At 31.9% G+C, this 26,298-nt stretch carries 24 protein-coding genes; all 24 read left to right on the forward strand.

The window, feature by feature from the left end:
- A partial coding sequence (locus HV819_RS10465; protein WP_176270180.1) for a transposase occupies positions 1-194 on the forward strand: 194 nt, incomplete at its 5' end.
- A gap of 237 nt (positions 195-431) precedes the next feature.
- Positions 432-1,196, forward strand: coding sequence for a MerR family transcriptional regulator (locus tag HV819_RS10470; RefSeq protein ID WP_176270181.1), 765 nt, complete (start codon positions 432-434; stop codon positions 1,194-1,196).
- Between the two features lie 64 nt (positions 1,197-1,260).
- Complete coding sequence (gene guaD / locus HV819_RS10475; protein ID WP_176270182.1) at positions 1,261-2,610, forward strand: guanine deaminase; 1,350 nt, start codon at positions 1,261-1,263, stop codon at positions 2,608-2,610.
- A 6-nt stretch (positions 2,611-2,616) separates the two neighbouring features.
- On the forward strand, positions 2,617-3,942 hold the full coding sequence (locus HV819_RS10480; protein ID WP_176270183.1) for a uracil-xanthine permease family protein: 1,326 nt from the start codon (positions 2,617-2,619) through the stop codon (positions 3,940-3,942).
- 283 nt (positions 3,943-4,225) lie between these two features.
- Complete coding sequence (locus HV819_RS10485) at positions 4,226-5,089, forward strand: DegV family protein (RefSeq protein WP_176270184.1); 864 nt, start codon at positions 4,226-4,228, stop codon at positions 5,087-5,089.
- Positions 5,090-5,209: 120 nt separating this feature from the next.
- A complete protein-coding gene (locus HV819_RS10490; protein WP_154541474.1) occupies positions 5,210-6,202 on the forward strand; it encodes a sugar kinase in 993 nt (330 codons plus the stop codon).
- Positions 6,203-6,575: 373 nt separating this feature from the next.
- Positions 6,576-7,967: an alpha/beta hydrolase domain-containing protein gene (locus HV819_RS10495; RefSeq protein ID WP_154541476.1), complete on the forward strand. Its 1,392-nt coding sequence runs from the start codon at positions 6,576-6,578 to the stop codon at positions 7,965-7,967.
- Between the two features lie 9 nt (positions 7,968-7,976).
- Complete coding sequence (locus tag HV819_RS10500) at positions 7,977-9,380, forward strand: MFS transporter (RefSeq protein ID WP_176270185.1); 1,404 nt, start codon at positions 7,977-7,979, stop codon at positions 9,378-9,380.
- A complete protein-coding gene (locus tag HV819_RS10505) occupies positions 9,373-10,233 on the forward strand; it encodes an amidohydrolase family protein (protein WP_176270186.1) in 861 nt (286 codons plus the stop codon). The genes HV819_RS10500 and HV819_RS10505 overlap by 8 nt, the downstream gene beginning before the upstream one ends.
- A 474-nt stretch (positions 10,234-10,707) precedes the next feature.
- Positions 10,708-11,703: a LacI family DNA-binding transcriptional regulator gene (locus HV819_RS10510; RefSeq protein WP_154541482.1), complete on the forward strand. Its 996-nt coding sequence runs from the start codon at positions 10,708-10,710 to the stop codon at positions 11,701-11,703.
- A 230-nt stretch (positions 11,704-11,933) separates the two neighbouring features.
- Entirely contained in the window at positions 11,934-13,511 is a 1,578-nt protein-coding gene (locus tag HV819_RS10515; protein ID WP_154541484.1) for a mannitol dehydrogenase family protein, read from the forward strand.
- An 18-nt stretch (positions 13,512-13,529) separates the two neighbouring features.
- A complete protein-coding gene (gene uxuA / locus HV819_RS10520) occupies positions 13,530-14,606 on the forward strand; it encodes a mannonate dehydratase (RefSeq protein ID WP_154541486.1) in 1,077 nt (358 codons plus the stop codon).
- Positions 14,607-14,626: 20 nt separating this feature from the next.
- Positions 14,627-15,652, forward strand: coding sequence for a TRAP transporter substrate-binding protein (locus HV819_RS10525; protein WP_154541488.1), 1,026 nt, complete (start codon positions 14,627-14,629; stop codon positions 15,650-15,652).
- The gene (locus tag HV819_RS10530; RefSeq protein ID WP_154541490.1) at positions 15,649-16,197 is read left to right on the forward strand and encodes a TRAP transporter small permease; all 549 of its coding nucleotides are present in this window, start codon (positions 15,649-15,651) and stop codon (positions 16,195-16,197) included. The genes HV819_RS10525 and HV819_RS10530 overlap by 4 nt, the downstream gene beginning before the upstream one ends.
- Complete coding sequence (locus tag HV819_RS10535) at positions 16,197-17,498, forward strand: TRAP transporter large permease (RefSeq protein WP_154541492.1); 1,302 nt, start codon at positions 16,197-16,199, stop codon at positions 17,496-17,498. The genes HV819_RS10530 and HV819_RS10535 overlap by 1 nt, the downstream gene beginning before the upstream one ends.
- A 13-nt stretch (positions 17,499-17,511) precedes the next feature.
- Entirely contained in the window at positions 17,512-18,924 is a 1,413-nt protein-coding gene (gene uxaC, locus HV819_RS10540; protein ID WP_154541494.1) for a glucuronate isomerase, read from the forward strand.
- Positions 18,925-18,935: 11 nt separating this feature from the next.
- Positions 18,936-19,562 (forward strand): bifunctional 2-keto-4-hydroxyglutarate aldolase/2-keto-3-deoxy-6-phosphogluconate aldolase, encoded by a 627-nt coding sequence (locus HV819_RS10545; protein ID WP_154541496.1) that lies wholly within the window; start codon positions 18,936-18,938, stop codon positions 19,560-19,562.
- Positions 19,562-20,587 carry a sugar kinase gene (locus tag HV819_RS10550; protein WP_154541498.1) on the forward strand — a complete coding sequence of 342 codons (1,026 nt, stop codon included), beginning with the start codon at positions 19,562-19,564 and terminating at the stop codon, positions 20,585-20,587. The genes HV819_RS10545 and HV819_RS10550 overlap by 1 nt, the downstream gene beginning before the upstream one ends.
- Before the next feature lie 196 nt (positions 20,588-20,783).
- Positions 20,784-21,953: a Gfo/Idh/MocA family protein gene (locus HV819_RS10555; RefSeq protein ID WP_154541500.1), complete on the forward strand. Its 1,170-nt coding sequence runs from the start codon at positions 20,784-20,786 to the stop codon at positions 21,951-21,953.
- A gap of 7 nt (positions 21,954-21,960) precedes the next feature.
- Entirely contained in the window at positions 21,961-22,986 is a 1,026-nt protein-coding gene (locus HV819_RS10560; RefSeq protein WP_154541502.1) for a Gfo/Idh/MocA family protein, read from the forward strand.
- Positions 22,979-23,833 carry a sugar phosphate isomerase/epimerase family protein gene (locus tag HV819_RS10565; protein ID WP_176270187.1) on the forward strand — a complete coding sequence of 285 codons (855 nt, stop codon included), beginning with the start codon at positions 22,979-22,981 and terminating at the stop codon, positions 23,831-23,833. The genes HV819_RS10560 and HV819_RS10565 overlap by 8 nt, the downstream gene beginning before the upstream one ends.
- Positions 23,833-24,921 carry a Gfo/Idh/MocA family protein gene (locus HV819_RS10570; RefSeq protein ID WP_154541506.1) on the forward strand — a complete coding sequence of 363 codons (1,089 nt, stop codon included), beginning with the start codon at positions 23,833-23,835 and terminating at the stop codon, positions 24,919-24,921. Before HV819_RS10565 ends, HV819_RS10570 begins: the two co-directional genes overlap by 1 nt.
- Positions 24,922-25,132: 211 nt before the next feature.
- Complete coding sequence (locus tag HV819_RS11480) at positions 25,133-25,288, forward strand: hypothetical protein (RefSeq protein WP_216629246.1); 156 nt, start codon at positions 25,133-25,135, stop codon at positions 25,286-25,288.
- A complete protein-coding gene (locus HV819_RS10575) occupies positions 25,279-26,283 on the forward strand; it encodes an MFS transporter (protein WP_216629247.1) in 1,005 nt (334 codons plus the stop codon). Before HV819_RS11480 ends, HV819_RS10575 begins: the two co-directional genes overlap by 10 nt.
- The last annotated feature ends 15 nt before the right edge of the window (positions 26,284-26,298 follow it).

Genomic DNA, 26,298 nt, shown 5'->3' on the forward strand with positions numbered 1-26,298 from the left:
CTAATGGAGTAATTAATAGTAGACTTAAATCAACCAATTGCTTAGAAAGACTAAACGAAGAAGTTAGAAGATGTGAAAAAGTGATTAGAATATTTCCAAATCAAGAATCGGCTATTAGACTAATAGGCGCAATACTCATTGATATCAATGAGTATTGGATAATATCTTCTAAATTGTATATTAGAATGAAATAGTAAATATTGGACTAGTAATTTTTACACAATATTATGGACTTGACTAAGATTATAGTTCTTAAAATAAAAACAAGATTATACTGCATTCATATTAAAAATCCTTATTAAGCTCAAATAAGTGGATTTGCAAGCTTATTAATTAATACCTGGAATTTATTTAAGATTATAAATAGACAAAATTCTAGGTTTTTTGTTTTAATAGAATATGGAATATAATTTAAAATTAAAGGGGTTAATATGAAATATATGTCAATCAATGAATTTGCTGAGAAATTTAATGTAAGTAGACAAACTCTTATCTATTATGACAAGGTCGGACTATTTAAGCCTGAATATGTGGATATAAATAATGGATATAGATACTATAGTTATAATCAATTTTCTCAATTTTCCTTTATTAAATTTTTAAGAAATCTAGATTTTTCCATTGGAAAGATAAAAAAAATGCTTGAAGAAGATGATGTGGAATTAATTAAAAAAGATTTAGATAAAAAAAGAAATGAAATAATAGAAGAAAGCAGGAGATTAATTGACTTAAGTTCTATTATTGACAGTAAGCTTGATTTTATCGAAACAAAAAATAATGAAGCTAAAAGTAATATCTTCAATATTGTTGAAATACCAAAAAGATATTATTATTCTCTGGGATATGAGGATAACATCTACAACAATAACCTTTTTTTCAACTATCCAACTATAGTTATTTACACCTATAAAAAAGATAAAGAGAGTTACAATAAGATTTTTGGAGCTCTAGTTTCTAAAGAAGATATAAGAGAAGAATATAGAAATTACCTTAAAGAAATACAAATTTCTAAATCTTTAGTATCATATTTTAAGGGTCCCTATAATCAAATACCAAATTATATAAAAAAAATCAGGGGAAAATTTGATAAGCTAAAATTAAATAAAGATTTTGTTTGTTTAAATATCGTTGATCCCTTCTTAGAAAAAAATCCCCAAAAATATATAACAGAAATACAAATACCAATTAATTCATGATTAGCCTTGACTATATAGTTACTATACACTATATCATAGACTTATAATATATTGGGAGGTAATTATGAATTGTTCTTTTGCACTAGAAGCTAATGCATATTATAGTACTAGCTTTGATAATGTAAAATTTGTTGAAAGTGGTATTTTTCTTGTCAATGAAGAAGGATTTATAGAAGATGTTTTTGAAAAAGACTCAGTTGAATATAAAAGTATTAGGAAAAAACTTGTAGAGGATGGGAAACTTAGGGTTCTTGATGATAAGCATTTTATCATACCAGGTTTTATAGACTTACATATACATGCACCTCAATGGCCTCAATCAGGTAGTGCTCTTGACCAAGCTCTTGAAGTTTGGCTTAATAAGTATACTTTTCCCCTAGAGAGTAAGTTTAAGGACTTAGAATTTGCAAGTGAAGTTTATACAAACTTTGTAAAGCAAAGCCTAAAATTTGGAACAACAACAGCTATGTATTTTGCAACAATTGATGTGAAGTCATCAAGTATGTTGGCTAAAATATGCGCAAGACTTGGACAAAGAGCTTTAGTTGGAAAGGTTGTAATGGATGATAAGATAAGTAATCCTAGTTATTATAGAGATGAAAATGCTAAAGATAGCCTTAAAAAGACAGAATATTTTATAAATGATGTTCTCGCCATTAAGGATTCTTGCAAACAAAAAGTTTATCCAGTAATAACACCAAGATTTATTCCATCATGTACAGATGAAGTACTTAAAGGACTAGGTGAATTAGCAAAAGAATACAAAGGGATACATATCCAAAGTCATGTTAGTGAAAGTGATTGGGAACATTCCTATGTTAAAGAAAGATTTGGAATAAATGATAGTTTTGCACTTGATAGTTTTAATTTATTAACAGATAGAACTATACTTGCCCATGGTTGTCATCTATCAGATGATGATATGAAACTTTTAGCTGACAGATCTTCTTCTATAGCATCTTGTCCGATTTCAAATGCATACTTTGCAAATGCGGTTCTTCCAGTAAAAGATGCTATTGATAAATCTTTAAATGTAGGATTGGCAACCGATATATCTGGTGGATATAGCCCATCAATGTATACAGCTATAAGGCAAGCAATCATTTCATCAAGAATGTTAAATGATGGGGTTGATCCTAGATTAAGAAGTGGGAAAAGAGGAAGAGAGGATTCTAGTCTTAGCCTAAACAATGCTTTTTACCTTGCAACACTAGCCGGTGGGAAAGCTCTTAAGCTTCCTGTAGGAAAGTTAGAAAAAGACTATGCCTTTGATATTCAAATTATAAAGATAGATGATAATATACCAAGTTTTTATAAAGAAAAGTCTAATCTAGACTTATTTCATAAAGCTATTTTATTAGCAGAATCTACTAATATTGAAGAAGTATGGATTCAAGGTAATAGAGTAAAGTAGGATATTATGACAGAACAGATTAAGGATATAAACGAAGAAAAAATCGAAAAGAAAATACCGACAACTAAGGCTATTATCCTAGCTATTGAACATTCTTTAGTAATGAATGCCTATGTAGTTCCTTTGATTCTAGCATCAATACTTGCCTTTAATGATCAACAAAAGATAAGACTAATTCAGTCGAGTTTTTTGGCTTCTGGAATTACAACCATTCTTCAAGCTGTTTTATTTATGAAATACCCGCTTGTTTATGGTCCATCTTTCGTTCCAGTTGGTGGAATTATAGGAATATATATGATTAATGGAGGAAATTATAATTCTTGGTCCTACGTTGTAGGAGCGTGTCTTGTAGGAGCTATAATACAAATTTTGTTAGGATTGTCCAAACAATTTAATAGAATATTACAAAGTTTAATATCTCCTGTAGTTGGGGCTTGTGTAGTATTTTCTATAGGTCTATCACTTATTCCACTAGCCTTAAAATCTAATATTTTTATAGAAAATGAAGCTAGCATGGGAGAAAATATTATAATAGCAATAATTACTATGGTCTTTATGATTATATTTTCACTGTTAGGAGAAAAGAACAATAAAATAGGGTCAGTTTTAAGAGTTGGGTCAGCTATGTTAGCACTTTTTTGTGGATTGCTAACCTATATTTCTTTTGGTTATCATAACTTTGATGCCATAAAAACTGCTTCAATAATATCTAGACCATCTCTACCATTTGTAGATTTTTCTATTAAATTTGATCCATCATCAATATTGACCATGATAATCCTATATTTTGTAATAATGACAGAGACGGTAGGGTCATGGCTAGCTACTTCTTCAACAACTAATACTAGCCTAAGTGAAAAAAGGGTAAATAATGGAATACTTGGTTTAGGCATATCTAACTTTATATCATCACTTTTAGGTGTAAGTCCAATGACTGGATATTCTTCTAATGTTGGAGTTCTAGCTTTAAGTAAGATATTTAGTAGACATGTAATGAAATTTGTGGGAGCTATTCTAATCCTAGTGGGCTTATCAGGAAAACTTGCAGCCCTAATAACTGTTATTCCAACAGCTGCTATAGGAGGAATTTTTCTTATAACTAGCAGTATAATTGCTTTAGCTGGTATAGGTATGTTAAAAAACATTGAATTTACAAATAAAAATACCTATATTATAATCTTAAGTTTGGTAACATCACTTGCCTTAAATCTTATGCCAGAAGAGATTATTAAAAGTCTTCCAACCATAGTTCAATATATACTAGGTTCATCAATAGCAAGTTCATCTTTATTGGCAATAATTTTAAATAAGATAATACCAGATAATCTATAAATAGAAATAAATGAAAAAATTCAACTGCAAATCAACTTTTAAGAGCTTTTATGCCGAAGATATTATCTAATTATTTAATAGGATTAGGTGTGTGATTTATAACTATATTTTTACAAGATATGAACTTTTATCTTCATCTATATACTGAGATACCCCCTTTAAATTTATCTATTATCATCATATAGATAAAATTTATAGGATAAAGTAAAAGAAACCTAGTATTTAATACTAGATGTGGTAAAATAATGATAATATAGAAAAGGAAAAAAAGAAAAGAGTAAACATGGATAAAATAAAGATAGTAGTTGATTCAGGAAATTCTGTAGACTTAGATGAGGCAGAAAAATTAAATATAGGAGTTATTCCCTTTAAAATCCACTTTGGAGATGAGACTTTTACAGATCAGGTTGATCTTACATCAAAGGAATTTTTCAAAAAGCTTAAAAAGACAGATAAAAAAGTAACCACATCTATTCCAGGAGTTGGAGAGTTTATAGAAATATTAGAAGGCTATATTAAAGAAGGTTACAATAAGATACTTTGTTTTGCAATATCTCCAAAGCTTTCAGGTATGTATAATATGATGAATCTTGCCAAAGATCATATAGATAATCCAAATGTAGAAATTGATATTATAAATACCAAGATTGCTTCAATTCCCCTATATTTTGTAGCAAAAAACGCAGCTATAAAGGCAAAAAATAATGAAGACTATGAAACTATTTATAAAAAAGTTTTGGAAGAGATAGAAAGGGTAAATATCTTGGCAAGAGTTGATACTCTAGACTACCTTGTAAAGGGAGGTAGACTTCCTAAACCTGTAGCCCAAGTAGCAAGTTTTGTAAATTTCTCACCTATCTTCACAATGGATGGAGGGGAGATAAAGATTGCCAAAAAAACAATAGGAAAGAAAAAATCTTTCAAAGAATTTGTAAAGCTTATAAAAGATATGGCAAAGGAAGAAAAAGACTATATTCTCGCTATAGCAGGAGGAGAAAGTCAAAAGGAGATAAAGGATTTAAAAAAAGAATTGAGAGAAGAGATAGAAAAGGCCAAAATATTTAAAGAATTCACAATTCCACCAGTATTTGGAGTTCACTTAGGTCCTGGGTCTCTTCTTTGCTCGGTTCTTTCATTCGAGTCTTAGATAAGAAGTTTGCATATTTAACTATATGCAAGCTTTTTTTATTTCTTGCCACCTTATTTAATAGCTTGTATATTCTTTAAATTTAATATATTATTATATTAAAAGAGAAGGAGGGGTTTTATGAAAAAGGTTGTTACTATGGGTGAGATGCTTCTTAGACTGACACCAAGACATTATAAAAGATTGGTTCAAGCTGATTCTTTTCGTGCAATCTTTGGTGGAGGGGAAGCCAATGTTGCTATTTCTCTTGCAAATCTAGGGCATGAATCCTTGTTTGTTTCAAAGATTCCAGATAATGAAATAGGTCTTGCATGTAAGGATGTTTTAGATGAAAATGGTGTAAATACTGATTTCCTTAAATTTGGAGGAGAAAGGCTAGGTCTTTATTATTCTGAAGAAGGCTCAGGAGTAAGATCATCATATGTAATCTATGATAGGCTAAATTCATCAATAGCTGAAGCAAGTATCGATGATTTTGATTTTGATGAAATATTTAAAAATGCATCTATCTTTCACATATCAGGTATAACTCCAGCACTTTCAAAATCTTGTAAGGAGCTAACAAAAATAGCTTTAAAAAAGGCAAAAGAGGCGGGAGTATTTGTATCCTTTGATCTTAACTATAGGTCCACACTTTGGCCACTAGATGAGGCTGTTAAGTTTTATGAGGAAGTTAGTCCATATATAGACTTATGCATAGGAGTAATTCCTGAAATCCATCCATCGTTTAAGGGCGTGTTCAATGAAAAGTCTCTTGAAAAAATGTTTGAAGAAACCTACCAAAGAACAGGTATAAAGTACATAACTTCAACAATTAGAAAGAGCTTTTCAGCAACTGATAATAGGCTTTCTGCAGGCATTTATAATGGTCGAGATGCCCACTTCACAGATGAAATTGATGTAAGAGTTGAAGAAAGAATAGGTGGGGGCGATTCCTATACGGCAGGTCTTTTATGTTCGCTTTTAGATGGTAAAGATAAAAATGATGCAGTAGAATTTGCTATAAGAGCATCTGCCTTGAAGCATACCATAAAAGGTGATTATAATTTATCTGAAAGAGAAGAAGTTGAAGACTTTGTAAGAGGAAAACACTCTGGAAGAATAGAGTGGTAGACTTTTTTTGCTTGGTAATTTAAAAATAAGAGTAAAATAATGGAAATATTCATAAAATTCCTTAAAGCTAAATTTGAAAATACTTGGCAAAAGCTTTTAATTGTAAGCTTTTGCCAAAAACTCAACAAAAAATATTTTATTTTATGAAAGGATGTGATATATTACTTGCAAGAAGAAAGTTAATACATAGACGATTATAAATTGATATTTAAAATTAAAGACCATTGGTCTGATATATTTTTTTGAAAAACGTAATCGATTACTAACGCTTAGATTGTTTATAATTTTAAATTTTTATTATTTTTTATTATTAAAAACAAATCGTCACCGTAAACTTGTAACAAATAAAAATATTTTCAAGATTGGAGAGAATATGAAAATAATAGGACCTATTGAATCAAATGATAAAAGTCATATGTTTTCAGCAAATAAGTTTGTTAGAAAACCACTTGATTTAGAAAAGTATGGATTTGTAGAGGAAGAATATTTTATTGAAAATACTGCAAATGTATATGACTTGGTAGATGGTAAAGTTGTAGTCTACAAAAAGGACTTAGCTTATAGAACAAGAATTATTGTTAGAAGACCAAAAAAAGATTTTTCAAACAGATGCTACGTGGATATAATGAATGCCTCAAATGGTTATGATATTGAAGATTTATGGAGAAGATACTACCAAAATGTGTTGGAAAATAAGCATACATATGTTGGCATAACAACAAAACCTATAAATGTTCAAAGTTTAAAAAATTTTGATTTTGATAGATATAAAAGCTTAAATTGGTCAAATGGCGAAGTTGTGAATATGCCTTCAGTTAACAATCCTGATATAGATCAAATAGAGGGGTGCGAAGAAGGTCTGGTTTGGGACATTATTAGAGATGTAGGCCTTATTTGTAAAGAGAATTTAGATGGATTTTTAGGACATAAGCCAGAATATATTTATCTTTCAGGTCAATCTCAATCTGGTATATATATAAATACTTATATAAATTACATGCATAATTTTTATAAGGAAAATAATATAAAAAACTTATATGATGGGTATTTCTCATTAGCTTCTGGTGGTCTAACTCGTGCTTTAAGACAAATCCCCAATGATAAGATGATGTCTGTAAGAGCAAACAAAGAAGATAAGATCGATGTTCCAGTTATAACTGTAAATACTGAATGTGATTACAATCTTTTTCTTGTTATGGATGATACAGGACTAGCTAAAAGTTCTAATTCTGATGATCCTAATAATTTAAGAAGATATTATGAAATAAGCTCAGCAGCTCACACAGATGCAGCAAGTCCACTTGTTCCAGAAAATAGTGAAATTGAAAAAACAAAAAATCCAAGAAGAAAGTTAGATGGGGAATATGATTTTACTTTAAATAATATACCTGTTGAATATCATGTAAATGCTTTATTTGATAGGATGCATGAATGGGCAAGCGAAAAAAAGACTCCGCCTATAGTCGAAGACCTTAAACGTGATAAGAATGGATTTAAAAGAGATGAGTTTGGTCATGCTTTAGGTGGAATAAGGTCACCTTTTATAGAAGTTCCTGTAGCTTATTATAAGGCGAGTGTTGGTGTTGGAGAAACAAATGGTCAAATGGAATATTTTAGTAAAGAGAAACTAAAAGAGATTTATGAAACGAAAGAAAACTACTTAGATAAATTTAAATCTTGTGTAGAAAACCAAATTAAGACTGGATTGTTAACAAAAGAAGATGGAAATAGAGCTATTAATAGAGCGAGAGAGATAGAATTTTAGAGGTAAAAAATGGAAAAAAACAAAAATAAACAAAATCATAGACCTTTTGGTGTCAAAGACCAGCTAGGTTATATATTTGGAGATATGGCAGGAAGTTTTGTAAACTTAACTTTCGATGCTTTTTATTTAATATTTGCAACCTATGTTTTAAATATTGATCCTAAATTTATGTCAACACTGTTTCTAGTGGCAAGATTATTCGATGCTATCAATGACCCTATTATTGGATCATTTCCTGATAGATGGAGGCTTGGTAAAAGTGGAGATAAGTTTAAACCATGGATTAAGTTATTTATGTGGCCACTTGCAGCCTCAATATTCTTTGGTTTTATGAATATAAATTCTTGGGGAGTATCAGAAAGTTTTAAACATATTTGGGTAGCTTTTTTCTATATTCTTTATGGAATGAGTTATACAGGAACATCAATGCCTTTTGGAGCTATGGCAAATGTAGTTACAAAAAAAACTGAAGAAAGATCAAAACTCTCAGCATCTAGAGCAATAGGTGGTACAGCAATAGGATTCGGATTTTTAGGTCTTGTACCATTATTAATTTGGGATAAACAAAATAATCCTAATCCACAAGGTTACATGATAATGGCTATTATAGCAGCACTAGGATGTTTAATTTCATATACATTATTAAATAAATTGACAATTGAGAGATATTCATCACCTAATTATGACAATGAAAAAAAGGAAGGATATTCATTTACCAAAACATTAAAAGAAGCACTAAAAAATAGACCTCTTCTAGGAATAATGCTTGCTTCTATAGGTTCTTTAATCTATATAACAGGAAACTCTCAGTTTGGAGGATTCGTTTATAAGGAATTTTATCAAGCTCCAAAGATGCAAACAATTGCTACATTTTTACAAATTCCTATTACTGTAGCCTTATTCTTTATAGGACCAAAATTAGGTCAAAAATATGGAAAAAGAAATGTACTCTCAATAGCTTTAGTATTTAACTTAATTGTTTCAGCTTTTCTTTTCTTTGTACCTATTAAAAGTGTAGGATTTTATGCTTTGCTTTATTCTATAGGAAATATTGGTCAATCATTCTTTATACTTTATGTTTGGGCCTTTGTTGGGGATGCTATAGACTATCATGAGTATAAATTTAATTCTAGAAATGATGGAACCCTTTACTCAACTTATACATTTTCAAGAAAAATTGGTACGACCATAGTGTCTGCAGGTGCAACTGCAATTCTTGCAGCCATAGGATTTGTATCAGGAGCAGATGCACAATCACATGAAGTTGTAACTGCGGTAAGATCTTTAGGAACTGCCATACCTTTTATAGCTTGTATAGTTGAACTTATAGGAATTAAACTAGTGTTCAATTTGACTGCAAAAGATAGTGAAAAAATATCACATGAACTTGCGAAAAGAGAAAGTAATGATTAAGTATGATGATCATGTTCATTTATCTCCTATAAAAGGTAGAAAGATAAATGGCCAAGACCTAATAACAAGTGAAGAAATGATAAAGTCAATGGATAAGAGGGACATAGATGTATCAGTAATAATGACTACTTCATTGAAAGGCGAAGGCTCAAATGAAGAAGTCTTAGAAATTATCAAGAAATACCCTAATCGATTCATGTATATGGCTACCTTTAATCTTTGTTTAAATGAAACTGATTTAGATAAAAGGATTAAAGAAGAAAAAGAAAAAGGTGCCATAGGTATAGGAGAACTAGTAGAAAATCAAGAAATAGAATCTTTCGATATTCAAAAGCTTTTTAAAGTGGCTGAGGCAAATAAGATGCCGATTTTATTTCATATGGCTCATCAAATGGGAAATTCTTATGGAATTTATGATAAAGCTCTTTTACCAGAGCTTGAGAAATCACTTAAAAAATATAAAGATTTAATCATAATAGGACATTCTCAACCATTCTGGTACGAAATGTATAATAAAAATAGTGATGTTAGTCCTGAGGAAAGAAACTCATATCCAAAAGATATAGTAAATGAAGAAGGAAGACTCTTTGATCTTTTAAGAGAAAATTCAAATCTTTATTGTGATCTGTCAGCAAATTCTGCTGGAAATGCAATAATGAGAAATAAAAGCATGGGAATAGATTTTTTAAAAGAATTCCAAGATAGATTAATATTTGGTACGGATATATATAATAAAGATCAATATTTTCCTTTGGCAGATTATCTCAAGAAATTGCTTGATGATGGAGATATAAATAAAGACATTTATGAAAAAATATTTTCTAAGAATTTTGAAAAAGTTTTTCTGCATTAAAAAATTAACTTATTTATGTAAATAAGAGAGAATTTTATATTAATTATTTAAATAAATATAAAAATATATAAAATTCTTACAAATAAATGATAAAATAAGACTCAAAGCTTTAAATTTAAGGCTTTGAGTTTTACTTTGACAAAAATAGTTTATCCTTGTATTTTATAAAAAATTATGATATCCTATTTTAGGATAGAAATTAAATAACAAGTAATCTTTTTACGAAGATTAAAATAGTAAGGCCTAGGCCTTATATAAAAACAAGAAAATGTAAGCGGTTACAGCAATACTTGTAATTTTCTATCAATAATTATATTAATTTAATAAATTCTTAGATTGCTCTTGAAATAAAAGTGAATAGCTGATATCATAAAAATGTAAGCGGTTACAGATTGATATATATTTATAGAAAAAAAGCATTTTCATATAATTGGTAAAAATATTATCAAAAGATTGTGCTTAACAGGAGTAGTTATGAACATATATGATGTAGCAGATTATGCAAATGTATCGGTTGCTACTGTATCGAGAGTTATTAATAATACTGGAAAAGTATCCGATAAAACTCGAAAAAAGGTAGAAAAGGCAATCAAAGATTTAAATTATGTACCCAATGATGTAGCAAGGGCTCTTGCTTCAAGTAGGACTAACTACATCGGCGTTATGGTTGGTAATATAAGAAATTATTTTGATAACCAATCAGCCTATGAAATTGAAAGAAATCTTAAAAAACATGAAGTCGTTTCTATTCTTTGCAATACTTCAGACTATGATGATGAAAAGCTTGATTACCTTAAAGTTCTAAGAGAAAAGAAGGTTGATGGAATTATAACCGTAGGTTCAACCTATGCTGAACTTGACTTTCTAAATGTTCTTTCTAGACTAAGCAAGGATATCCCTATTGTCATGATAAATGTAAAAAGTGATATTAAGGGAGATAAGCTTTCTTATGTATGTTGTGATGAGGTAGATGCAATGGAACAATCACTTGCCTTTTTTAAGAAAAAGGGATATAAAAAGCCTCTACTTATATCAAGAGACTTAGGTTTTTTAACTCGTGCATCTATTACTAAGCAAGCAGGTTTTATAAAAGGGCTTAAGACATACTTTCCGGAAAATGATTTTTTGGAAATTTTAGTCAAGGATATTGATGAGGAGATAGATGACATTATTGCATATATCAAAAGAGAAGGTGTAGATGTAATTCAATTTGAGGTAGACCTTATTGCAGTTAAATTTTATAAAAAATTCTATGAAAAAGGGATAAGGATTCCTGAAGATATAGGTATATGTGGTTTTGATAATGAAATACTTACAGACTACACCCACAAGAGAATATCTAGCATAGATCAAAGAATTGATAAACTCGCAAAAACAGCGGTTGATACTTTGATTGATATAGGTCTTGGTAAGGATTTCGAGAAAGTAAAAATGATTAAGGCTAAATTTATAGAAAAAGAAACGATTTAAGCAAAATAAAAGTAAATTTTTATAAAATTTGGGTAATAATCTAATAAGTTAAGTTGGAGTTTAAGAAAAATGTGGCGGTGTTAGAAATTTAACATAAACTTCTAATATTTAATATACCAAAATCTAATTTTCACATCGCCACTTAAGTCTATTTTTATAAATTGAGATATAGCATTATATCTAGTTGGATGTTGCTTGGTTTTATATTTTAATAAAGAAAGGGAGAGTGTATGAAACTAAATTTAGAAAATTTGAGTAAAATCAAAGAAAAGGTTGATAAAAAGCCTTGCTTTGATGTAGAAAAGTTAGTAGATGATTCTATTAAAGATCCGAAATGGCTTGCATTTGGTTCAGGCAATATCTTTAGAGGATACATTGCAAGAATTGGGCAAGATATGATAAATGCTGGGGAGTTTGACAGAGGAATTTCTGTAGTAGAAACATTTGATGAAGAAATTATTGAAAAAATTTACAAACCACATGATAATCTTGCCTTATCAGTTACTCTTCATAAAGATGGAAAGTTTGATACAAATTTAATTGCAAACCTTGTAGAAAGCCTAACTCTTAAAGATAAAGATAGGATTGAAGAGATCTTCTTAAATGATAATCTTCAAATTGCAAGTTTTACTATAACAGAAAAAGGCTATAACCTATATGCTCCAAACGGAGAGTTAATGGACGTAGTAAAAGCTGATCTTGAAAATAATCCAGAAGATGCAAAACACCTTATGAGTATTTTAACAAATCTTTTGTACAAGAGATTTAAGAAAAATGCAAAAGAACTTACTCTTTTAAGTCTTGATAATTGTTCGAAAAATGGAGATAAGGTAAAAGATTCTGTAATGCTTATAGCTAATAAATGGAATGAAGATGGTAAGGTTTCAGATGAATTTATAACATACCTTAATGAAAAAGTATCCTATCCTTGGACAATGATTGATAAAATTACCCCAAGACCTGCAAAGGAAGTTCAAGAATATGTAGAAGGTTTAGGTTTTTCTGAGATGGATACAGTTGTTACAGGCAAAAATACCTATATTGCACCATTTGTAAACAGTGAAGAAGCAGAATATCTAGTTATGGAAGATGACTTCAAAAATGGTAGACCTGACTTTTCAAAGGTAGGAGTATATCTTGCTGATAGAGAAACTGTAAATAAGGTTGAAACAATGAAGGTTACAACATGTCTTAACCCACTTCATACAGTTCTTGCAACATATGGATGTGTTCTAGGATATGAATCAATCTCAGCTGAGATGAAAGATGAAGAACTTGTAAGTCTTATTAAAAAAATCGGCTATGATGAAGCTCTTCCAGTAGTTGTAAATCCAGGAATCTTAGATCCTAAAGAATTTATAGATGAAGTTATAAATGTAAGATTTCCTAACAGATTTATACCAGATACACCACAAAGAATAGCAACAGATACTTCACAAAAAGTAGCTATAAGATTTGGGGAAACAATAAAATCTTATGTAAATGAAGAAGGAAAAGACCCTAAAGATTTAAAATATATACCACTAGCTTTAGCAGGATGGTTAAGATATCTATTAGGTGTAAATGATGATGGAGAAAAGTTTGAGCTTTCATCAGATCCTTTGATGGATGAACTACAAAAGGACCTAGAAGGAATAAAACTTGGTGAATTCAAGGAAACAGAGGGACTTGATAATCTTTTAAGAAATGAAAGAATATTTGGACTTAATCTTGAAGAGGTAGGATTAGCTGACAAGGTAAAAGAATACTTTAAAGAACTTTCTGAAAAACCAGGTTCAGTAAGAGAAACCCTTAAAAAATACTTATAAGAATAGAGGTAAAAGCTTATGAAGATGACATTTAGGCACTATGGAAATGACGACCCTATATCACTAGAATATGTTGCTCAAATTCCAGGCGTTACTGGAGTTATGGTAATGATGAATGAGTGGGAAGCAGGAGAAGTTTGGGAAAAGGACGTATTCCAAGAATATGTAGACAAATGCCATGCAGTTGGTCTTGAATGTGAAATTATTGAATCAATCAATGTTCACGAAGACATAAAAATGGGACTTCCAACTAGAGATAAATATATAGAAAATTATAAGCAATCTCTAAGAAATGTTGCAGCTTGCGGAGTTAAAACTGTAATATATAACTTCATGCCAGTGTTTGACTGGGTTAAAACAGACCTTAAGAAAGAATTGCCAGACGGATCAAACACTCTAGCCTTTGATCAAGATAAGGTAGAAGGACTTTCACCACGTGATATGGTAGATGAAATCCTCGATGGAGCAGGAAACTTTGAACTTCCAGGTTGGGAACCTGAGAGATTATCTCAACTTGAAGATACTCTTAAGGTTTATGAAGACATAGACGAAGATAAATTAAGAGAAAATTACAAATACTTCCTTGAAGCAATTATACCTGTTTGTGAAGAAGTAGGAATCAAGATGGCAGTTCACCCAGATGATCCAGCTTGGCCAATCTTTAATATTCCAAGAATCACATCTACACCAGAAGATTTAGAAAAGATTGTAAATCTTGTAGATAGTCCATCTAATACACTTTGTATATGTACAGGATCTCTTGGATCAAGAAAAGAAAACAACGTGCCTGAAATAATCTATGACTTTGCAAAAAGAGGCAAGATTGGTGCAATGCACGTAAGAAATATCAAGTTTACAGGAGATAAGCAATTTTATGAATCTGCTCACCTTTCAAGTGCAGGAAGTCTTGATATGTATGAGATAATGAAAGCCTTATACGATGCAGGTTTTGATGGCTATCTTCGTCCAGACCATGGAAGAATGATTTGGGGAGAAGAAGGAAGAGCAGGTTATGGACTTTATGATAGGGCACTAGGAGTTGCTTATATCAATGGTTTATGGGAAGCAATAGATAAAAATAATAAAAGAAAATAGAAAGATAAAAGAGGGACATAATGAACAAGAAGCTAAAAACAATTATTTTAAGCCTACTAATGGTATTAATATTAGCATCATGTTCATCAAATGAAAAAGAATCAAAAATAATTGTAAGAGTAGGACACAATCAATCTCAAAAGCATCCAACCCATCTTGGACTTTTGGAATTTGAAAAGTATGTAGAAGGAAAGCTTGGAGATAAATATGATATCCAAGTTTTTCCCTCTGAATTACTCGGTAGCCAAACTGATATGGTTCAATTAACTCAAACAGGAGCTATTGATATTTGTGTTGCAAGTAATGCAATACTAGAAACATTTGATGACGTATATGAAATATTTAACCTACCATACTTATTTGCATCAGAAGAGTCTTATCATAAGGTAATGGATGATAAGTCTATAACAGATCCAATTTTTTCATCTACAAAAGAGGGTGGATTTGTTGGAGTAACTTGGCTTGATGCTGGAAGTAGGTCGTTTTATACAAAAAATACTAGGATTGAAAAACCTGAAGATCTAAAAGGACTTAAAATAAGAGTTCAGCAATCACCTACAAACGTTAAAATGATGGATATGTTTGGAGCAAGTGCTTCTCCTATGGGATTTGGTGAAGTATACACTGCCCTTCAATCAGGAATTATAGATGGGGCAGAAAACAATGAGATGTCCCTTACAGATAATGGTCATGGTGAAATTTGTAAATACTATTCTTATGATATGCACCAAATGGTACCAGATATAGTTATAGCAAATTATGACTGGCTTGAAAATATGCCAAAGGAAGATAGAAAAGTATTTGAAGAAGGATTTGAGGTTTTATCAAAGGCCCAAAGAAAAGAGTGGAAGAGTGCAGTAGAAAATGCAAAACAAAAAGCAGCTGAAATGGGAGTAGAATTTATCTATCCTGATCAAAAGCCTTTTTCTGATGCTGTTGAGCCACTTAAAGAAGAAGTAATATCACGAAATGAAAAATTAAAACCATATTACGAAAAAATCAAAGAATACAATGAAAAGTATCCAGCAAAGGAGGACAATAAATGAGAAAATTTCTAGATAATGTAATGAGAATTTTATCGGCTATAACCCTTGCTGTGATGCTAGTGTTAGTGCTTTGGCAAGTATTTACAAGATATATACTTAACAATTCTGCTACATGGACAGAAGAGCTTACAGCCTATCTTTTCGCTTGGTCCACACTTTTTGGAGCAAGTCTTGTAGTAGGTGAGAGAGGTCATATGAACATACCAGTAGTTATGGACAGGAGAAGTCCACATACACAAAAAATAGTAGGGATATTTGCGGAAGTTATAATCTTTTTATTCTCAGCTATAATCCTTGTTTATGGTGGATATTCCATAACAAAACTTGCTATGGGACAAATGACATCTTCCTTATCAGTGCCAATAGGAATCTTTTATATACCTATATTTGTTACAGGTGTAATTAATATGATTTATGCAATACTTAATATAAAAGATATAGTTGATGGAAAGATTGTATTTACACAAAAATCTTCAGTTGAGGAATCTTCGACAGAAAGTGCCTTAGATAGCGAAACAGAAAAATACCTAGGAGGTGATAAATAATGGCAGGACAAGCACTAGCGATAATACTTGTGGTACTCGCTATATTATTAATCCTTGGAGTTCCAATATCATTTTCAATAGGTATAGCAGCAATTTCAGGAATACTTTTAACAGTACCTTTAAATATATCAGTAGTAACAGCAGCCCAAAGAACATTCGTAGGGATGAGTTCTTTCACTTTAACAGCAATTCCATTCTTTATCCTTGCAGGAAACCTCATGAATGAGGGAGGTATTGCAAAAAGGCTAGTAAACTTTGTAATGGCAATTCTTGGAAAACTACCAGGAGCTTTGATGGTTACAAATGTAGGAGCAAATGCTCTATTTGGAGCAATCTCAGGTTCGGCTTCTGCAGCAGCTGCGGCAGTAGGATCAATGGTAAAAGATGGAGAAGAAAAACAAGGCTATGATAAGGCAGTAGCATCAAGTGCAAATGGAGCAAGTGCCCCATCAGGACTTTTAATACCTCCATCAAATGCCCTAATAACATATTCATTAGTATCAGGTGGTACAAGTGTAGCAGCACTTTTCTTAGGTGGTTATGTTCCAGGAATAATCTGGACTATAGCATGTATTATAGTTGCAGTAGCTATAGCTAAGAAAAAAGGCTATACATCAACAGAAGGTAAGTTTTCATGGAAGAATTTAGGACATGCAACAATAGATGCTATTCCTTCACTTGGACTAATAGTAGTAGTTATAGGAGGTATTGTAGCAGGAGTATTTACAGCTACAGAAGGCTCTGCTGTATCAGTGCTTTATTCATTAATCCTTGGTTTTATTTACAAAAATCTAAATCTTAAAAAGGTATGGAATATCTTAGTAGAGTCTGCAAAAATGAGTGGTATTGTAGTATTTCTTATAGGAGTATCAAATATACTTTCTTGGGTAATGGCATTTACAGGAATTCCACAAATGATTGGAAATGCCCTACTTTCAATAACAGACAACAAATATATAATCCTTTTAATCATAAATGTAATTCTACTTATAGCAGGAACATTTATGGATGTAACACCAGCAATCTTAATCTTTACTCCACTATTTTTACCGATAGTAACAGAGTTTGGAATGCACCCAGTACACTTTGGACTAATCCTTGTATATAACCTATGTATAGGAAATATTACTCCTCCAGTAGGAAACACTCTATTCGTAGCAATAAAGGTGGGAGATACAACCCTTGCAGAAGTTATGCCATACATGATTAAGTTCTATGTAGGAATACTTATAGGTCTCATACTTGTAACCTATATTCCATTCTTATCACTTGGCCTTCCACAAGCGGCAGGCTTAATTTAGAAAAGGAGACGAAATGAACAAATTTATGACAGATGATTTTATGCTTGATAATGAATATGCCAAAACTCTTTACCATAACTATGCTAAAGATGTTCCAATCTTTGACTTTCATTGTCACCTAGAAGCAAAAGAAATCTATGAAAATGAAAATATTCCATCAATAACCAAAGCTTGGCTTGGTGGAGATCACTATAAGTGGAGAGTTATGAGAGCGTGTGGTGTAGAAGAAAAATATATCACAGGTGATGCAGATGACTTTGAAAAGTTCGAAAAATATGCAGAAATAATGCCATATTTAATAGGAAATCCAATTTATCACTGGACTCACCTAGAACTTAAAAATTACTTTGGTATAGACTATCCACTAAACAAAGAAAATGCAAAAGAAGTTTATGATAAGTGTAATGAGCTTTTGGCTAAAGATGAATATAGACCACAAGGACTTATCAAGATGAGCAATGTTGCTGCAGTCTGCACAACAAATGACCCAACAGATACACTAGAGTATCATAAAAAACTTGAAAAAGAAGATTTAGGATTTGTTGTTAAACCAGCATTTAGGCCAGATAATGCAATCTATATAGAAAAAGATAGCTTTAACTCCTATCTTAATAATCTTTCAGATGTAAGTGGAATAAAAATCACTGACTTTACAAGTCTAAAAAAAGCCTTAATCCAAAGAATTAAATTCTTTAATGAAAATGGATGTAAGGCAAGTGACCAAGCTTTCCAATATATCCCTTATAGAAGAGCTAATGAAGATGAAGTAAATGAGATAGTAAGAAGAAAAATCTCAGGAGTGGAAGTAAGCAAAGAAGAAGAAGAGAAGTTTAAGACAGAAATTTTATTATTCTTAGCAGGAGAGTATAAAAAACTTGACTGGGCTATGGAAATTCACGTTGGAGTTATAAGAAACAATTCTAAGAAGATGTTCGAGGCTCTTGGGGCAGATGTTGGTGGAGATAGTCAATCAGACCTTGCATTCTCAGAAAACCTTGCAAATATTCTTTCAGATATAGAAGAGGCTGAAGGTATGCCAAGAACTATAATTTTCCCACTAAATCCAAAAGACCAATATCCAATAATGACCATAGCTGGTTCATTTAACAGGGCAAATGAAGAAAAGATATCAACAGTTCAACTTGGTACAGCTTGGTGGCACTTAGACCACAAGGAAGGAATGATAGATCAAATGAAAATTTTCTCACAAGTTGGAGTACTTTCTAAATTTGTGGGAATGCTTACAGATTCAAGGTCTTTCCTATCTTACCCAAGACATGAATACTTCAGAAGAATCCTATGTAACTTTATAGGGGGATTTGTAGAAAGAGGAGAATATCCTTGGGATGAAAAATTCTTAGGACAAGTTGTAGAAGACATTTGCATAAACAATGCTAAAAAATTTATAAAAGTAGATTTTAAATAAAAGGAGAAAATATGTCAAAGATTGAAACAATTTCAAAAATCAAGGAAATAGGAATAGTACCAGTAATTAGAGCAAATTCTGCTGACGAAGCAATAGAGTTTTGTAAAGGACTTATAGATGGTGGAATAAATACACTTGAAGTAACATTTACAATTCCAAATGCTATAGAAGTATTCCAAAGATTGCAAAAAGAACTTCCAGAAGATACTCTAATCGGTGCAGGTACAGTTCTTGACCCAACTACAGCAAGACTTGCAATAATGAATGGTGCAAAATTCATAGTTTCACCATCATTTGACAAGGAAGTTGCAAAACTTTGTAACAGATATAATATTCCTTATATGCCAGGCTGTGTAACACCAGCAGAAATGTTAACAGCATATGAATATGGAGTAGATATTATAAAACTATTCCCAGGTTCTCTTGCAGGTCCTTCATATGTAAAAGCAATTCATGGACCATATCCACATTTCCAAATTATGCCAACAGGTGGAGTAAGCCTTGATAATATAGAAGATTGGTTTAATGCAGGAGTTGTAGCAGTAGGAGCAGGTTCAAACCTTGTAAAGGGAAGTAGAGAAGAAATCACTAAAAAAGCTAAACAATATTTAGAAAAAATTGCGGAGGTAAGAAAATAATGAGTAAAAAAGTTGTAACACTTGGAGAAATAATGCTAAGATTATCCACTCCAGGATATGAAAGATTTGTACAAGCAGAAAGCTTTGATGCAATCTACGGTGGTGGAGAAGCAAATGTTGCAGTATCTTTAGCAAATTATGGATATGATGCTCACTATGTCACAAAATTACCAGTTCATGAAATAGGACAAGCAGCTGTAAATTCACTTAGAAGGTATGGAGTAAACACAGACTATATAGTAAGAGGTGGAGAAAGGGTAGGAATTTACTATTCAGAAACAGGTGCTTCATCAAGACCATCAAAGGTAATATATGACAGATCAAACTCAGCAATAGCAGAAGCTGACGTAAGCGAATTTGATTTTGATGAAATATTTAAAGATGCTAAATGGTTCCACACATCAGGAATCACTCCAGCAATCTCTAAAAATGGTGCAGAGATAACAAAAGCTGCAATGATAGCTGCTAAAAAAGCTGGAGCAAAAGTTTCAATCGACTTAAACTATAGAGCAAAATTATGGACTCCAGAAGAAGCTCAAAAAGTTATGAAAGAGCTTATGCAATATGTAGATGTATGTATAGGAAACGAAGAAGATGCATCACTTTCATTAGGATTTACACCAAAAGGTCTAGATGTAGAAAGTGGTAAACTTGATGCCAATGCTTACAAAGAAATCTTTAAACAAATGAAAGAAGAATTTGGATTTGAATATGTAGTATCAACACTAAGAGAATCCTACTCTGCAAGTGATAATGGTTGGTCAGCTTTAATCTATAATGGAGAAGAATTCTACCAATCAAGAAAATACGACTTAAGAATCGTAGACAGAGTTGGTGGTGGAGATAGTTTTGCTGCAGGTCTTATCACGGGTCTTCTTGATGGAAAGAGCCAAGGAGAAGCTTTAGAGTTTGCAGTAGCTGCATCAGCACTTAAACATACAATTAAGGGAGACTACAACCATGTTTCTCGTGAAGAAGTCGAAAGACTTGCTGGTGGAGATGCTTCAGGAAGAGTTCAAAGATAAATAAAACAAAAGGGGCAGTTAGAAATAACAGCCCCCTTTAAAAAAATATAAGAAAAGTTTTGCTAAATTAAAAATAAAATCTAAACTAAGCTTGAATCAAAAGAGAAAATTAACAAAAATCAGCAAAATTTTAGTTATTAGAAAAATGTTTGCAACTATTTAACAATTATTATAAAAAATAAGTAAGGAGAAAATAATGGCAGAAAGACAATTAAAATTCGGAATTATTGGCTATGGTACAGAAGGTTCAATGTATGGAAAATTCATTTCTGAAGGTATGGTTCCTAACATAGACCTAGTTGCTGTATGTGATATTGACGAAGAAAAACTTGAAAAGGCAAAAGGAATTCATCCAAACATCAAAACTTTTACAGACTACAAAGAAATGATAGATTCAGGACTTGTAGAAGGAATTGTAACTTGTGTGCCACACTATCTTCACCCAGAAATGGCAATTTATGGACTTGAACATGGTGTAAATGTACTTAACGAAAAACCAGCAGGTGTTTATACAAAACAAGTTAAAGAACTTAATGAAGTTGCTAAAAAGTCTGATAAGGCATATGCACTATTCTTCAATCAAAGAACAAACCCACTTTATAGAAAATTAAAGAAAATCCTTGATGCTGGAGAACTAGGACCAATAAGAAGAACAAACTGGATTATCACAACATGGTGGAGACCAGACGCATATTATGAGCAATCTGAATGGAGAGCTACCTGGGGAGGAGAAGGTGGTGGAGTACTCGTAAATCAAGCACCACACCAATTAGATCTTATTCAATGGATGACAGGAGTTCCTGATAGGGTTTATTCATCAGTTCATTATGGATATCAAAGAAATATAGTTGTAGATGACCAAGTTCATTTTATTATGGAATATGATGATGGTAGAACAGGTGTATTTGTAACAAATACAAACGAAATCATTGGTACAGATAGGCTTGAAATAGTATGCGATGGAGGAAAAATCGTAGTTGATAATTCCCAAAAAGCTACTATCTACAGACTAAAAGAAACTGAAAATGACCTTAATGCTAGAATGACAATTGATGATGTCAAGATGCTTTTTGCAGGTCAAATGAAATTTGATGACCTTTATGATACAGAAGTTATTGAAGAAAACTCTGTATGGGGGGGACAACATTGTGAAGTTATGAGAAACTTTGCAGCTCATATTCTTGATGGAGAAGAACTTCTTGCAAATGGTGCAGAAGGAATAAATGGTGTTAGGCTTGCAAACGCAGTTCATTTATCAAGCTGGTTAGGCGAACCTGTATCAGTTAAAGACTTCGATGATGACAAATATCTAGAATTATTAAACGAAAAAATTAAAGAAGAAGGAAAATTTGAGGAAAGAAAATAGGTAACATATGTTAAAAGTTGGAGTAATTGGATTGGGGACAGTCTCTCCGATCCACCTACACTCTATTAATCATTCTCCATACGCAAGACTTGTTGCGGTATGTGATATAAAAGAAGATAAGGCTAGAGAAAAATGTCAGCAAACTCATTGTGATGTAACTCCTTCTTATTCTGATTATAAAGAGATGATAGATAAGGAAGATTTAGATGTAGTTCATATTTGTCTTCCTCACTACCTACACGCAGAAGTTTCTAAATATGCTCTTGATAAGGGACTTAACGTATTTTGTGAAAAGCCAGTTGATATCTCCTATGCTAAAACAAAAGAACTTTATGACCATTATAAAAAATATAAGGGTAAGCAAAAACTTGGTATATGTTTTCAAAATAGATACAACAATTCAGTAGTAAAACTAAAAGAGTTACTAGAAAAAAATAAAGAAGAAGTTTTTGCAGTAAAGGGCCTTGTAACCTGGTTTAGAGATATGAGCTACTATAATGAAGAACCTTGGAGAGGAAGACTTAAAGAAGCAGGTGCAGGAGTAATCATAAATCAGGCTATTCATACCCTAGATCTTATGGGATATGTGACAGGCAAGGATTGGAAGAGTTTAAATGCAAGAATGTCAAAACTTATGAATACTGAGATTGAAGTAGAAGATACAGCAAATGCCTTTATAAAATACGAAGATGGGGTAAATGGGTTGTTTATTGCAACAAATGCTTACTCAATCACAGATTCAATTGAGCTTCAAGTTATTTCTAAGAATGAAAAATACACTATCAAGGAAAATAGACTTTTTGATAGAAAGCTTAATATGCTAGCTGAAGATGAAAAATCAAGCCAAACTAAAGATTACTATGGTGCAGGACATGAAAAATTAATCAATAAATTTTACAAAGCCATTATAGATGATACAGATGATTATTGTGATCTTTCTGACGCTCTACAAACTATGGAGCTTATTCAAGCTATAATTAATTCATCTAATGGAAAAAGGGAAATCACAAAGGAGGATATATTAAATGACTAAAATAGGAGTACAAGCTTCAACGGTTGTTGATAGCTTTAAAAATGATGGAGTATATGAAACTTTTAGAAAACTTAATGATATAGGTTACAAATCAGTAGAGGTATCTCAAGTCGAAACAAGCAAGGAAAATATAGATGAAATCATTAGAGCTTGCAAGGACTTTGGCATGGAAGTTGCAGCAATGTCTGCTGCTGTTGAGCCACAATTTGAAGGTCAAGAATCTCTTGATACAGATTTTGATAAGATAGTGGCTGATTGCAAAGCTGTAGGAACAGACCTATTAAGAATTGGAATGCTTCCATTTGATAAGATGGCAAACATTGAAAAAGCAATAGAATTTGCAAAAAAAGCGAATGAATTTGCCCTAAAACTTAAAGACGAAGGAATAAAACTTTACTACCATAATCACCATGTAGAATTTGTAAAATATGATGGAAAATACTTATTAGATATAATTGCAGAAAACGCTCCAGAATTAGGATTTGAACTTGATGTGCATTGGGTACAAAAGGGAGGAGAAAATCCTGTAAATATCCTCAAAAAATATTCTGGAAAGGTAGAACTCGTTCATCTTAAAGACTATGAAGTAATGCCACTTACTGAAGATGATCTAAAACTTATGCAAACAGATGTGAATGCTTTCAGACAATCATTTGATAATAGGGCAAGGTTTGCACCATTAGGTCAAGGTTCTCTTCCACTAAAAGAAATTGCAGACCAAGCTATAGAATCAGGATGTAGATACCTACTAGTAGAACAAGATATGTCTTATGGTAGAGATCCATTTAATGAACTTAAAATCTCCTATGATTGGTTAGTGGATAATGGATTTAAGGACTTATTCTAATGGCAATCAATAAAAAAGATGGGATGAACTATGCACCTAAAGGAAAGGCCAACAAAGTAGTTAAAGATGGTGAGTTTCCTGTAGCAATAGCAGCCCTTGACCATGGACATATCTATGGTATGTCCAATGGTCTAAAGGAAGCTGGTGCCAACATAGTTTACGTATATGATAGAGATCCTAAAAAGATAGAAGAGTACTTAGAAAAATTTCCAGAAGTAAAAAGAGCGGAAAGCCTAGAAGAAATCCTTGAAGATTCTTCTATAAAAATGGTTGCAGCTGCAGCTATACCAAACCTTAGGTCTGAGCTTGGAAATAAGGTTATGAAAGCAGGAAAAGACTATTTTACAGATAAGACAGGCTTTACAACACTAGAGCAATTAGAAGAAACAAGAAAGGTCCAAAAAGAAACAGGTAGAAGGTATTTTGTTTACTTTTCTGAAAGACTACACGTAGAAGGAGCAATCTTTGCAGGAGAACTTATAAAAGAAGGAAAGATAGGAAAGGTAGTTCAAGTTACAGGTTTTGGACCACATAGTTTAAACAAAGAATCTCGTCCAGACTGGTTCTTTAAAAAAGAACAATATGGAGGAATTCTTACAGATATAGGGAGTCATCAGATAGAGCAATTCCTTTATTATACAGGAAATGAAAATGCAAAGGTTATTTCATCTAAGGTAGGAAACTACGCAAATCCTGATGTTCCAGAATTAGAAGACTATGGTGATGCAACACTAGTAGGAGATAATGGCGCAACATTCTTCTATAAAGTTCACTGGTTTTCACCAAAAGGACTTTCAAGTTGGGGAGATGGTAGGACCTTTATAACAGGAACAAAAGGTTCAATTGAAGTTAGAAAATACACAAATGTGGGAGAAGAAGCCACAGGAGATCATGTATTTTTAGTAGATGGCGAGGGAGAGCACCATTATAAGGTAAATGGGAAAGTTGGTTTTCCATTCTTTGGTCAAATGATTCTAGACTGTATTAATGGCACAGAGGAAGCCATGACACAAGAGCATATATTCAAGGCACAAGAACTTTGCCTATTATGTCAAAAAGAAGCCATAAAGCTTGATACAAATATATAGAAAAGGAAGATTTCATACAATCAAAAATAAAACCTTTTGGTATAAGCGATAAATTAGGATACATATTTGGGGATTTGGGAAATGGATTCTCCTTTGCTCTTTCTTCAGTATTCTTTATGAAATTTCATATAGATGTTATGGGAGTTTCTCCTGGAGCTATAGGAGCAATGATGCTTCTAGCCAAGGTATAGATGCTTTCACAGACATAGGTATGGGACAAATAGTAGATAGGACACCACCAACAAAAGATGGTAAATTCTTGCCATGGATAAGAAGAGTTTCAGGCACAGTAGTTCTTGCATCATTATTGTTATATTCGGTTTGGTTTAAAGACGCATCAATGACCTTAAAGGTAGTATGTATGTAACCTACATACTTTGGGGCTCTATCTCATATACAGCCATAAATATCCCTTATGGATCAATGGCATCAGCAGTAAGTGAAAACCTAGATCATAGGACTGAGCTTTCTACATGGAGGACTATAGGTTCCCAATTAGGACAATTTGTAATAGCGGTAGTAGGACCTATGTTTGTCTACTATACAAATAAATCTGGCAATGAAGTTCTTTCATGGTCGGCAATGAGTAAATTTGCTCTATTTTGTTCAATAATGGTAATCATAACCTACTTATTATGCTTCCGCCTAACAACAGAAAGAGTCAAGATACTAGTATCAAAAGAAAAATTTTCATTTATACAAACATTTAAGGTTATGTTTTCATCAAGAGCCTTAATAGGGCTAATTCTTGCTTCATTATTTTACTTACTATCAGTAATGACAGTAAATGGAATGAACTCATACCTTTATCAAAACTACTTTAACAACGTTAAGGCTATGAGTTTTATAGGCTCATCACAAATGGTGATAACCCTACTAATGGCAGCGGTGGTAGCAAAATTATCAGCTAAATATGGCAAAAAGGAAGTTACTATATTTGGTTTATTGTTAGCAGGAATATCCTATTTTATAGTATATTTCTCAAGACTAAAAAATGCAGAAGTATTTATAGGCTTTGTAATAGTATATCAAATAGGAATGGCCTTCCAAGATATAACATCATGGGCAATGATTATAGATGTAATAGATGACTTGGAAGTATTAAAAGACAGAAGAGATGATGGAGCAATATATGGAGCTTTCTCATTTTCAAGAAAACTTGGTCAAGCAGCAGCAAGTGGGCTTACAGGATTTTTGCTTGAGATAATCAACTATTCACCTGCTACTAAATTTGACCCAGCTGTAACTATAATAATAGCAGCACTTATATATATTTATTATCCATTAAATAGAGATAAGGTTTATAAAAATGCTACATTTTTACATGAAAAGAGAATGAAGGAGATGACTAAATCTCAATAAAATAAAAATATAAAA

It is taken from the genome of Anaerococcus faecalis (assembly GCF_013371425.1).
Lineage (GTDB): Bacteria > Bacillota > Clostridia > Tissierellales > Peptoniphilaceae > Anaerococcus > Anaerococcus porci.